Source organism: Parafilimonas sp. (genome assembly GCF_047606085.1).
In the GTDB taxonomy this organism is placed as follows: Bacteria; Bacteroidota; Bacteroidia; order Chitinophagales; family Chitinophagaceae; genus Parafilimonas.
The window spans coordinates 1-11,987 of record NZ_JASGEX010000097.1; the positions used below are offsets into that span (position 1 = coordinate 1).

The following is an 11,987-nucleotide window of genomic DNA, read 5'->3' on the forward strand; positions in this document are numbered from 1 at the left end:
GTATAAGCAAGGATGACTTTATAAAGTGTATATTGGTACACGCTAAGTATGAGATGCCCCCGACGCGTCGGGGGCATGACGTGCCAGTGGTTATGTTTTATGCCAGCCTTACTTAATGTAAGGCTGGCAATAAGAATAGATTTGTACTTTGGCAAATCAATGATTGCACATTTTTATCCAGAGAGGAGTACAATGGAATAGCTTCATCTTCTTCTTTTAGCTTGTAACCATGCGACCGAATATTTAAAATGCCGGTTACCTTAAGGAATATTTCTTTCGGTATTAACAGCTCTTGATTTCCCTCAACAATCTTTCCAGCCAGCATATTATGGGTCATAAGACCACAATAAAACGGGTTTCTGAATATGTCGGTTATATGCTGGTGTCTGACCTTTAAGCTATATTGTGCAAGCCTTTGACGAATTGCCTCATTAGTAAGCCCTTCCAGTTTTCAATGAAATGCTTTGCGGATGAGTTTTCCTTTTTCATTGACAACGATTTTACGTTGGTTATTTATCCTGACAATATCAAATCCCAGCGGTGGCATCGTAGGTCACTCTCCACGCAAAAGCATTTCTTTCACACCATCCATACACTTTTGCTTCCTGATCTGATTGTCAAATTCGCCAAATAAAAACAACAGTTTTTGCTGTAGTTGTCCTGATGGATTTGCCGTATCTATAGGCTGGGTAACTGAAATGATTTCTATACCCAGTTTTCTCAACTGCCCACTCAACCATATTGAATTATCATTTCTCGAGAATCGTTCAAGACTGTAAACAAGAATATACGAAATCTTCTCTCGTGATTTTTTAACAAACGAAATCATGGAAGTAAACTGCTTTCGCTCGTCCGTCTTTGCACTTTCTTAAGTGTTATTTTATTAATTCTTAAATTAAAAGCTTACAATTTTTATTATCTCATATAGTCGACTAAAAATGTATTACGCTCTTCGCAAATACCTTATTTATACTCCTCACAGGGTAAAAATGTGCATTGGTCAAAATAGAAAATAGCGACCGTTTTTTTAACGCACAGGCACATAGTTTTTACTATAAAAGAGGGAATCTAAATTCGCATAGCATGAAAGCTGCGCTTTCCATATTTCTTCCCGCTATGTGAAAAGCTTATTTTCTATGCCCATTTCCTTTTTTGCTTTGAACTATGTTTCTACGTGGGTTATATTGCATATTATTATTATCCCGCATACAGTATAACTCTCCTTTAAGCGGATGGATTTTCCAGCTTCGGAAAATTCAAAATCCTGTGGCGTTTGTATGGCACTGTCTATTAATTCAAGCATTTGTTTTATCCTGCTTAACTGGTCTGCCGGAAGTTTAAAAGATTTTCCGGTTTTTCAAAGCTGGCGCAACGCTTTATGCCTGAAGCTTTTGATCATTGAAAGTGTAAAGCTTGGGCGTATTATACTATCTATTTGTTAATATAAGTGTAAGAACCTGCCATAAAGCCCCTTTCCCTGGGAAATACAAAGCATTCATAAGCGCAATTGAAAAACAAATGTGAATGCGCGTAAAGGGGTTTGGGGAGAGGTTCATTTATTTTATCTTGCAGCCCTCAAAAAATTTTATGGAATACAGTAAACTTATTTCTGTTACGGGATTGCCGGGTTTATTTGAATTGGTTGCCAGCAAAAACGATGGTGCTATTGTGCGTTCGCTGGATGATAAAACCACAAAATTTGTTTCATCACGCATACATAATTTTTCGCACCTGGAAAGCATTGAAGTTTATACCGAAGGTGATAATGTAAACCTTGCTGATGTTTTTCTTGCCATGAAAAGCAGCGGTGAAGCGCTGCCCGACGAAAAAGAGGCGCCTGCTGTAAAAAAATATTTTGAAAAGGTCTATCCAACTATGGACTTTGGCCGTGTGTATGCAAGCGATATGAAGAAAATGATAAAGTGGTTTGATGTGCTTACAAAGAATAATATTGAAATAAAAGTAAGCGAAGAAACACCGGAAGGTGAAGAAGAAACGCCCGATCCAGACAAGCAGCCGGAAGAAAAACCTAAGGCAGAAGAACCCGTTGCAACGCCGGCGGCAGAAGCAAAGCCTAAAAGGGCTAAGGCTAAGAAGGAAGAAGCTGTTGCAGAAGTAGAACCTGAAGCTGCTAAAAAGAAAGCCGTAAGGAAATAACGCGGTCAGACCTTTCCAAAGCGTCAGGCCCGGTAGCAGGTTGCATGTGAGCTGCCATGAAAATAATTGAAGGGAGTGGCTCCCGAAGAATCGGGACAGGCCAACCGTGCTAAACTGAATACCGCAGCCGGTCAACAAAAATTATATAAGTACTTGTATAATTGTGAAGCTGGAAATATTAATTTTAAAATTTTGATTTGATGTTAACCGCAGATATAAAAAAAACAGAACGTCATTTTGTTTCCGGTGATTTTAAGGTAACAACATGGGATGCATTGGAACCGTATTTTAAAGATTTGCTGGACAGGAATATTGCTTCGAAGGCAGCGCTGGAACAATGGCTGAAGGATATGAGCGAACTGGAAGCCGTTGTAAGTGAAGATGCCTGCTGGCGGCAGATTAAAATGACCTGTGATACCACCGATAAATCGCTGGAAGAAGCATTTACCTATTTCTGCATGGAAATTCAGCCGAAGCTGCAGCCATACTCAGATGCGCTGAATAAAAAGCTGATTAATTCGCCGTTTACAAAAGAATTGGAGAAAGACAAATATTTTACCTACCTGCGTAATGTGCGCAAGAACATTGAATTATTCCGCGAAGAGAATATTCCGTTGCAGGCTGAATTAAGTGTGATGCAGCAGCAGTTTGGCGTTATTACCGGCGCTATGACCGTTGAGGTGAAAGGGCAGGAATATACATTGCAGCAGGCATCAAAATTTTTGCTGGAAAGCAACAGGAATTTGCGGGAAGAAGTATATAGAAAAATACAGGAACGCCGCCGGCAGGATAAAGATGCGTTGAATGATTTATATACAAAACTTGTTGGCTTGCGTGATAAGGTTGCGAAGAACGCAGGTTTTGCCAATTACCGCGATTATAAGTTTGTTGAACTCGGCCGCTTTGATTACACAAAAGAAGATTGTTTTAATTTTCATGAAGCGGTGAAGCTGCATGTGTTGCCGCTGGTAACGCAGATAAATGAACATAAGAAAGAAAAATTGGGGCTTGATGTATTAAGGCCGTGGGATACGGAAGCGGAGCCTGCAAATGTGCAGCCATTAAAGCCTTTTAAAACAGGCAAAGAGCTGCTGGAAAAATCTGAAAAATGTTTTGAGGAACTGAACCCGTTCTTTGCTTCGTGCCTGAAAAAAATGGACCAGCTTGGCCATTTGGATTTGGAAAGCCGCAAGGGCAAAGCGCCGGGCGGTTATAATTGCCCGCTGGCAGAAAGCGGTGCGCCGTTTATCTTCATGAATGCTGCAGGGCAAATGGACGATGTAACAACGATGGTGCACGAAGGCGGCCATGCGGTGCATTCTTTTTTGGCGCACCCATTGGAGCTAAGCGCATTTAAAGAATATCCAATGGAAATTGCAGAAGTGGCCAGCATGGCTATGGAGCTTTTCACCATGGACAAATGGAATGTGTTTTTTGATGATGCAGCAGAATTGAAACGCGCAAAAGAACATCAACTGGAAAGAGTGATAACCATCTTTCCATGGATTGCAACCATAGATAAATTCCAGCATTGGATATATGAACATCCGCAACATACCATTGAAGAAAGAACAGAAGCGTGGATGAAAATATTAGAAGAGTTTTCAACCAATGCGGTTGATTTTTCAGGCCTTGAAGCATACCGGAAAATAAGCTGGCAGCGCCAGTTGCATTTGTTTGAAGTGCCGTTTTATTATATTGAATATGGCATCGCACAATTGGGCGCTATTGGTTTGTGGATGCAATACAAAAAGAACCCGGCACAGGCATTGAATAATTATATTAAAGCATTGAGCCTGGGCGGTACAAAAACACTTCCTGAACTATATGAAGCTGCCGGTTTAAAGTTTGATCTTTCACCTGCACATATAAAAACATTAATGGAATTTGTGAAGGAAGAAATGGATAAATTATAAATTTTTTTCGCACAGAGGTTAAGAGCAACCTGAGAATTTTCGCTGTTGCCTCATTTAGCTCTGTGCGATTTTTTTTAATTAGTTCCGGAAATTATTCGGCTTTCATCATTTTTATTCCGGCAATATAAAAATGGTATCAGGTTTATAATTGCCGGTTTCTAACTATAATCATTAGCGGCCATTCGCATTTTAGAAATACATTCAGTGTTATTTGCAGTTTAAAAAAATTTTAGGCTTTACTCCAGGCTATAACGGCTTTTACAGCACGCTCCCACCCCTTTATTAAACTATTTTTCTGTGAAGCCTGCATTTGCGGATCAAATGTTTTTTCAACCTGCCATTGGCCGCTTATTTCATTCATGTCTTTCCAGTAACCCACTGCAAGCCCTGCAAGATAAGCCGCACCAAGCGCTGTGGTTTCCGTGATAACGGGGCGAATAACTTTTGTGCCGAGTATATCACTCTGAAACTGCATCAATAAATTGTTGGCGGTAGCGCCACCATCAACGCGCAGTTCTTTTACTTCAATGCCCGCATCGGCCTGCATGGCTTTAATCACATCCATTGTTTGGTAAGCAATGCTTTCCAATGCAGCTCTTGCAATATGCGCCGATGTTGTGCCGCGGGTAATGCCAATAATGGTACCTCTTGCATGCTGGTTCCAGTAAGGGGCGCCTAATCCTGCAAAAGCAGGAACAAGATAAACACCATCGCTTGCTGATGTTTGCATGGCCAGCTTTTCCACATCGGCTGAGGTTTGTATAAAGCTTAATCCGTCGCGCAGCCATTGTACCACGGCGCCTGCAATAAATACGCTGCCTTCCAGTGCATATAAAGTTTTGCCATTAATCTGCCAGGCAATGGTGGTAAGTAAATTATTGTTTGAAATAACGGGGTTTTCGCCTGTATTCATCAGCATAAAACAACCGGTGCCGTACGTGTTTTTTATCATGCCGGGCTGTGCGCACATTTGCCCGAATAAAGCTGCCTGCTGGTCGCCTGCAATGCCGGCAACCGGAATGTTTCTGGCTGATAAAATATTGTCGGTATAACCATATATTTCACTGCTGCTTTTTACATCGGGCAATATGGATTCCGGAATATCGAATAAGGCCAGCAGTTCCTTATCCCATTGCAATGAATGAATATTGAACAGCATTGTTCTGGAAGCATTGGTAATATCGGTTACATGCGCTTTGCCTTGCGTAAGGTTCCAAAGCAACCAACTATCAATTGTACCGAAACACAGTTCGTTATTGGCAGCTTTGCTGCGTGCATCTTTTACATTATCCAATATCCATTTAAGTTTTGTTGCAGAAAAATAAGCGTCAATAATCAATCCCGTTTTTTGCTGAATGGAGGATGTGTATTTTTCCTTTAGAGCATCGCAATAATCAGCGGTTCTTCTGTCCTGCCAAACAATAGCATTGTATAAAGGCTTACCGGTTTTTCTGTCCCAAACCACAGTTGTTTCTCTTTGGTTGGTTATTCCCACAGCCGCCATATCCTTCACCGTTAAACCCGCTTTGCTTATGGCTTCTGCAGCAGTGCCAAGCTGTGTGCTCCATATTTCCGTAGCATCATGTTCAACCCAGCCTGGTTGCGGAAATATTTGCTTGAATTCTTTTTGTGCAACAGAAATAATGTTTCCGGATTTATTAAAAATTATAGAACGGGAACTGGTGGTGCCCTGATCGAAAGACAGAATGTATTGTGGCATGAAGCAATGTTTATAGGCGTTAAGATAAAAATAAAAGCGGATAAATGTTGTCTGCAAAAATTATCTTACTGAAGAAGAAAAGCGTAATGGAAATACAGGTAAATGATTCAAGGCAAAAAAGCGATTTATTAAACCAGGATGGCCGTTACGTTTTTAGTTATCGTTTCAATAATTTTATCCATCGGCAAATCGTTTTCATCGTTGCCAAAAGGTTCTTCAATTTCTTCGGCAATAAACTCCAAACTTGCCAATACATACAAAACAAAAACAACAACCGGCACAATTAAAAACCCGAGCGATAGAGAATAACCCACGGGCAAAGCCAGCGTATAAAACAAAATGAATTTTTTAATAAAGCTGCTGTAAGAAAAAGGAATGGGTGTGTTTTTAATGCGTTCGCAGGCGCCGCAAATATCCATAAATGATGTAAGTTCGGGATTAATGAATAACATTTGTTCAACTGTAATTTGTTTGTCTCTTTGCATTTGCATCAACCGCTCTGTCATAGCGCCCACAACCTGCTCGGGTACATGCCTCATGCTTTTAAAACCGGGTATTTCCGGGTGTTCAAACTGGTCGAGCGAATAACGGGTGCCGGCAGCCTGCAAATGATTTTTTAGTTCAAGCGCAAAGCGCGGTATTAATTCTGCAAAAAACTGTTTTGTGTTTTTATCTTCAGGCGCAATAAGGCTGTTTAATTTAATGGCGAGATTACGGCTGTTGTTTACCAGTGCGCCCCAGAGTTTGCGGCCTTCCCACCATCGGTCGTATGCCGTGTTGGTACGAAAAACGAGCAGCATGGAAATAACAAAACCCAACAAGGTATGAATGATGGAAAGACTGCGTATCTGTGCTTTAAATTTATCAGGTACAAATGTTTTTTCAAGAAACACAACCACGAAAGAATATACGGCAACAACCAGGAGAACAGGAATAAGCTGCCGCAGGGTATCAGACTTGTTAAAGTCGAAAACAATCTTCCGCCAGTCTTTCGGATTATAGCTTCTCATGTGTTAATAAATTGTGTGCTGAAAAATACATAACCGGCAGGGAAAATGGAGGAGTTTTTTGGAATAGGGTTGATAAGCATATCTGTTGCTGAAAAAATTTGCCAAGCGTGTTTTTAGGGCGCATGTCAAATTTTCGCTTCATACGCGGCACCCCGGTCGGTGTCTCACCGACCGGTAGCGGGTTCTGCAGGTGGGTGGACACCCACCTGCGATAATGCGGATAAAAATATTTATATTAGCGTTATACAACCTATGAATCGGAATACAGAATAAACTGTCCGTGATAAATATAGACAAGCAACTCCTTGCCTGCAGTTGGGTTATTCAGCCAGAAATAAAAAACCAAAGCATTCAGGAAATCGAAAGTCGCCTTATTATAGCCGATAAAATGGAAGAAAGCATAAACCAAAGTCTGCAGCAGGCCGGGGCATTAAGGAGTGTATTTTAAAGAAAGCGTTTGAGGGAAGGTTGATTTAAATAAACTTACTATGAAATCAAAAATTGAGCGTGATTTTGCAACCGCCATACGGGGCGCTTACGAAAGCAAATCAGCGCTGCTACTCGGAAATGGTATAAACAGAGTTAACCCCATGAGTTTAAGCAGGGACGATCTTTTAAAAAGTCTCATTGAAAAATCAGGACTGCAAAATGTGAGAACAGGAACTAAACCTTTGACTTTTCTTTTTGAAGAGCTTTCACATAAAATGGAAATAAAAGAAAAGGGCGCCACGAGATCTAATGTGCAACAATTAAAGGAGATTGTACGAAAACAAATTGAAGAAAAACTTTCTTCAGGTACTATCCATAAGGAATTTATGAAGCTACCAATAGAAAATATTTTAACTACCAACTATGACTATTGTCTTGAAAAAGCAATAGACGAAACATTTAGCAGGAAAAACATGCTAAACGATAAACCAGAAGGCCCGGACAAAAAGTACAGTTTATACAGATGTAATAAGGTTAATGACAGATATATTTGGCATATTCACGGAGAGTTAGATAATGGCCTTTCATTAAAAAAAACTTACCCGGAGCATTCAATAATGTTAGGATTTGATCAATATATGATCTATATAGAAAGTATAGTCAAATATTTCAAATCCGCAGATTACAAAAAAGAATTGGAACAAAAAGAGAGCAAATCGTGTAGGCGTGCCTGGATACCATTGCTGTTTACCCATAATATTCATATTATTGGGTTAGACCTCGGAATGTTTGAAACTCATCTTTGGTGGTTACTTAATTTCAGGGCCGTGTTATCTGTTAGGCAAAACTGTATAAGCAATAAAATAACTTATTATGTGCCATCTTATGAGTTGCTAATGAAACGAGATCAATTAGAGATGCTTCAAAGCCTAAAAGTGGATATTGAGGAAGTTCCATGCGCTTTCAATAACGGTAACTTTTATAGTGGTTTTTACGAAGAAGTGTTTAAAAAGTTAAAAAAGGAATTAAACACGGAATAACGTGAGCAATAATACTCCTTCCATCGTTTCCAGAATCTGATCTTTCTGCAATACCCTTCGCGATGATGACGGTGTAGGTTATGAGTCTTCTCCTCTCAACTAATAAAACAAAAACTAATGCGAATCCCTCGTTACTTCAGAGCCGGAATTGCCCACCAGAAAATCAAGGTCGGCGCCTTTATCGGCCTGCTGTACATGATTGATGTATAAGTTTACATAACCTCTTGCGGCAGCCGGCGCAGGGTGCTTCCAGTTCTTTCTTCTTTCAGCCAGTGCTTCATCGCTTACATCTAAGTGAAGCCTTCTTTGCTCCACATCTAATTCAATCATATCGCCGTTTTGCACCAGTGCAAGATTGCCGCCAATAGCAGATTCGGGTGATACATGCAGCACAACTGTTCCGTAAGCAGTGCCGCTCATCCTGCCGTCTGAAATACGTACCATATCGGTCACGCCTTGCTGCAATATTTTTTTCGGCAAAGCCATGTTGCCTACTTCCGGCATGCCGGGATAGCCCACAGGGCCAACGTATTTTAGAACCATTACACAGCCTGCATCAATATCAAGATATTCGTCATCAATTCTTGCATGATAATCTTCAATGCTCTCAAACACCACGGCGCGGCCACGATGCCTCATTAAAGCCGGTGTTGCTGCCGAAGGCTTCATTACAGCGCCATTTTCTGCAAGGTTGCCTTTCACCACCACGCAACCTGCATGTTCAATAAATGGTTTATTGATGGAAGCAATAACATCAGCATTATAACAATCACATTTGCCTTCTATATTTTCGTGGTGGTTTTTACCTGTTACCGTTATCACATTTTTGTGCAGGAGCGCTTTCAATTCATTCAAAATAACAGGCAGGCCGCCGGCGTAATAAAAATCTTCCATCAAATATTTTCCGGAGGGCATCAGGTTTAATAACAGAGGGATTTTACTGCCCAGCCTGTCAAAATCATCCAGCGTTAAATCAACGCCAATTCTTCCGGCAATCGCCATTAAATGAATTAAGAAGTTGGATGAACCGCCAACGGCAGCATTTACTTTTATCGCATTTTCAAAAGCTTCTCTTGTAAGAATTTTATTAATGGTTAAATGCTCTTTTACCATTTCAACAATCCTTCTGCCGCTGAGCTGCGCCATTAGTTTTTTTCGTGAATCAGCCGCAGGAATAGCAGCCGCACCCGATAAAGTTAAACCCAGTGCTTCCACCATGCAGGCCATGGTGGAAGCTGTGCCCATCGTCATGCAATGGCCAATGCTGCGGCTCATGCAGCTTTCGGCAAACTCACAGTCTTCCACGGTCATCCTGCCGGTTTTCATGTCTTCATCAAACTTCCATACATGCGTGCCGGAGCCTATGTCCATGCCTTTGTATTTTCCATTCAGCATGGGCCCGCCGGGCACAACAATCGTAGGCAGGCCAACACTGGCTGCGCCCATTACGGTTGAAGGCGTTGTTTTATCGCAACCCGTAAGCAGCACCACGCCATCAATAGGATTACCGCGGATAGATTCTTCCGCATCCATGCTGGCAAGATTGCGGAAAAGCATGGCGGTTGGCTTCAGCAAGGTTTCACCCAAACTCATTACCGGAAATTCCAGCGGAAAACCGCCGGCTTCCAGCACGCCGCGTTTTACTGATTCTGCATGCGTTCTGAAATGTGCATTGCAGGGCGTGAACTCGCTGAACGTATTGCAGATGCCGATTACCGGCCGCCCGTCAAACATATCCGGCGGCATGCCCTGGTTTTTCATCCAGCTCCTGTAAATAATACCGTCTTTATCTTTCCTGCCAAACCAGCCTGCGCTTCTGAACTGTTGCATACGATAATATTTTTAATCGTTCTTTGTAAACATGATAGCAAACAATAACCGAATGAATAAAAGTAATATTATCGGCAGAAATGGAATAAGGTTATATAAGATTTTCAATAAAAGCGGTCTGATAACGTGTGCAGGAAGCATCAGCACGGCTGTACAATATAATTGTTTAGCTGAATTTTTGAAATAAGATATGTTGGTATGGGTGAGATAATTACTTTAAATATTTTAAATTCATTTGTGCAAAATAAGGATGGTCGGGGTTTACAATTAATTCCCGCCTTTGCGGATGAATCAGCACATCCATATCTTCTAAAGGAATAGCGCCAAGCAATGGTTCAGAAGTTCCGGGTAAAACCAAAGCGCTGCATGAACAGCGCCTGTTTTTAAATCTGATTTCTACGGGAGCTACTACTTCGCATTCGATAATGCTTCCGTTAGCCAGATAACCTTTTCGTTTTTCTACCACGGGCAACTGTAATTGTTCTTGTATATTTTCATTTATGGCAAGCGTTATGGCTCCGGTATCAACCAATGCTGTTACACGCATTTTTTTCACTTCATCTTCACCAATAATATGGCGGCGGGCTAATTCCAAATCCCCGCCATTTATCAATTCTATTTCTGCATATACATTGCCCATAAAAAGATTTATTCAAATTAATTTCGGTTGCAACAGAATAATTTTGCCCAATGCAATTTGGTATAAGCACGTTTGGAGAAATGGTTCCCGATCACAAAGCGGGCAATGCAGAGAATGCACACAGAAGAGTACAGGATTTATTGCAGGAAGCAAAGCTGGCGGATGAATTAAAATTGGATGTATTTGCACTGGGTGAACATCACCGCCCCGATTATGTGGTATCATCGCCTGAAATGATATTGGCAGGCGCTGCAACCATTACAAAAAACATACGTTTTATAAGCGCGGTTACTGTTTTAAGTTCGGCCGATCCGGTTCGTGTGTTTCAGAACTTTGCAACGCTTGATCTTATATCCAATGGGCGTGCAGAAATTATGGCTGGCCGTGGCTCATTCGTCGAATCGTTTCCTTTGTTTGGTTATAACCTTGGTGATTACGACGAGTTATTTGTTGAAAAGCTTGACCTGCTGTTAAACATTAACGGGCACGAAAGCGTTACATGGAAAGGAGCACATCGGGCTTCCATCAATAATTTCGGCATTTATCCAAGGCCATTGCAAAAACAAATTCCGATATGGATTGCTGTTGGCGGAACGCCTGCTTCTGTAATTCGCGCCGGCAGCCTGAACCTGCCATTAACCATTGCTATTCTTGGCGGCAGCCCTGTACAGTTTACACAACTTACCAATTTATACAGGAAAGCTGCGCAACAGGCAGAACACGATGTAAGTAAATTGCAGCTATGCATCAATGAACATTTATATATTGCTGATACAAGTGAACAGGCAAGGGATGAATTTTGGGGTATTTACGGCAGAATGATGAATAAGATAGGACAGGAAAGAGGATGGAGCCCGATGAACAAACAACAGTTTGAATATCTCTGCCAGCCGGAAGGGCCATTGCTGGTAGGCAGTGCAAAAGAAGTGGCGGATAAACTTATCTATCAATACAATTTGTTTCATAACACAAGGTTTCTGGCACAGATAATTCATGGAGATCTTCCACAGAAAAAGATATTGCACTCCATTGAACTGTTTGGGAAAGAAGTGGCGCCTGCGGTGAAGGCAGCAGTTAAGCCGCCGGCCCCTAAAGAGGAGTAATTACATTTTTTCTATCGGCTGGTGTCATCATCATAACCGTCAACTTAAGCCCAAAGGGCTTGAATTTGAATAGCCGTGAGCGAAACTCACGGTAAAAATGTCGAAGTTTTTGTTGAACCCGCCGCAGCGGGTTCAATATCAA

General features: G+C 41.4%; 9 protein-coding genes and 1 pseudogene. 4 read left to right on the plus strand and 6 right to left on the minus strand.

Annotated elements, in window-relative coordinates; genetic code table 11:
- Positions 1-112 precede the first annotated feature (112 nt).
- Together QM629_RS08450 and QM629_RS08455 are read right to left on the minus strand one after the other, a co-directional pair.
- On the minus strand, positions 113-448 hold the full coding sequence (locus QM629_RS08450; RefSeq protein ID WP_415159147.1) for a recombinase family protein: 336 nt from the start codon (positions 446-448) through the stop codon (positions 113-115).
- 105 nt (positions 449-553) lie between these two features.
- Positions 554-853, minus strand: a pseudogene (locus QM629_RS08455) (recombinase family protein); the annotation flags it as partial.
- A gap of 734 nt (positions 854-1,587) precedes the next feature.
- Between QM629_RS08455 and QM629_RS08460 the strand changes: the two are divergent.
- Positions 1,588-2,157, plus strand: a complete 570-nt coding sequence (locus QM629_RS08460) for a DUF5606 domain-containing protein (RefSeq protein ID WP_415159133.1) — start codon at positions 1,588-1,590, stop codon at positions 2,155-2,157.
- A gap of 200 nt (positions 2,158-2,357) precedes the next feature.
- Positions 2,358-4,073, plus strand: a complete 1,716-nt coding sequence (locus tag QM629_RS08465; RefSeq protein WP_415159149.1) for a M3 family oligoendopeptidase — start codon at positions 2,358-2,360, stop codon at positions 4,071-4,073.
- Between the two features lie 229 nt (positions 4,074-4,302).
- On the opposite strand, the gene glpK is transcribed toward QM629_RS08465, so the two are convergent.
- Both glpK and QM629_RS08475 read right to left on the minus strand, forming a co-directional pair.
- On the minus strand, positions 4,303-5,793 hold the full coding sequence (glpK, locus tag QM629_RS08470; protein ID WP_415159135.1) for a glycerol kinase GlpK: 1,491 nt from the start codon (positions 5,791-5,793) through the stop codon (positions 4,303-4,305).
- A 128-nt stretch (positions 5,794-5,921) separates the two neighbouring features.
- A complete protein-coding gene (locus QM629_RS08475) occupies positions 5,922-6,803 on the minus strand; it encodes a bestrophin family protein (protein ID WP_415159137.1) in 882 nt (293 codons plus the stop codon).
- 488 nt (positions 6,804-7,291) lie between these two features.
- On the opposite strand from QM629_RS08475, the gene QM629_RS08480 reads away from it, so the two are divergent.
- On the plus strand, positions 7,292-8,272 hold the full coding sequence (locus tag QM629_RS08480; RefSeq protein WP_415159139.1) for an SIR2 family protein: 981 nt from the start codon (positions 7,292-7,294) through the stop codon (positions 8,270-8,272).
- 114 nt (positions 8,273-8,386) lie between these two features.
- On the opposite strand, the gene QM629_RS08485 is transcribed toward QM629_RS08480, so the two are convergent.
- Both QM629_RS08485 and QM629_RS08490 read right to left on the minus strand, forming a co-directional pair.
- Positions 8,387-10,102 (minus strand): IlvD/Edd family dehydratase, encoded by a 1,716-nt coding sequence (locus tag QM629_RS08485; protein WP_415159141.1) that lies wholly within the window; start codon positions 10,100-10,102, stop codon positions 8,387-8,389.
- Between the two features lie 211 nt (positions 10,103-10,313).
- Positions 10,314-10,742 carry a clan AA aspartic protease gene (locus QM629_RS08490; protein WP_415159143.1) on the minus strand — a complete coding sequence of 143 codons (429 nt, stop codon included), beginning with the start codon at positions 10,740-10,742 and terminating at the stop codon, positions 10,314-10,316.
- Between the two features lie 50 nt (positions 10,743-10,792).
- Here QM629_RS08490 and QM629_RS08495 point away from each other — a divergent pair, with 50 nt between their 5' ends.
- Entirely contained in the window at positions 10,793-11,845 is a 1,053-nt protein-coding gene (locus QM629_RS08495; RefSeq protein ID WP_415159145.1) for an Atu2307/SP_0267 family LLM class monooxygenase, read from the plus strand.
- Positions 11,846-11,987 lie beyond the last annotated feature (142 nt).

What these genes read in the sequence shown, in the direction of transcription:
- QM629_RS08475 (WP_415159137.1), bottom strand. Translation starts at nt 6,803, where the DNA reads ATGAGAAGCTATAATCCGAAAGACTGGCGGAAGATTGTTTTCGACTTT.
- QM629_RS08490 (WP_415159143.1), bottom strand. Translation starts at nt 10,742, where the DNA reads ATGGGCAATGTATATGCAGAAATAGAATTGATAAATGGCGGGGATTTG.
- glpK (WP_415159135.1), bottom strand. Translation starts at nt 5,793, where the DNA reads ATGCCACAATACATTCTGTCTTTCGATCAGGGCACCACCAGTTCCCGT.
- QM629_RS08495 (WP_415159145.1), top strand. Translation starts at nt 10,793, where the DNA reads ATGCAATTTGGTATAAGCACGTTTGGAGAAATGGTTCCCGATCACAAA.
- QM629_RS08480 (WP_415159139.1), top strand. Translation starts at nt 7,292, where the DNA reads ATGAAATCAAAAATTGAGCGTGATTTTGCAACCGCCATACGGGGCGCT.
- QM629_RS08465 (WP_415159149.1), top strand. Translation starts at nt 2,358, where the DNA reads ATGTTAACCGCAGATATAAAAAAAACAGAACGTCATTTTGTTTCCGGT.
- QM629_RS08460 (WP_415159133.1), top strand. Translation starts at nt 1,588, where the DNA reads ATGGAATACAGTAAACTTATTTCTGTTACGGGATTGCCGGGTTTATTT.
- QM629_RS08485 (WP_415159141.1), bottom strand. Translation starts at nt 10,102, where the DNA reads ATGCAACAGTTCAGAAGCGCAGGCTGGTTTGGCAGGAAAGATAAAGAC.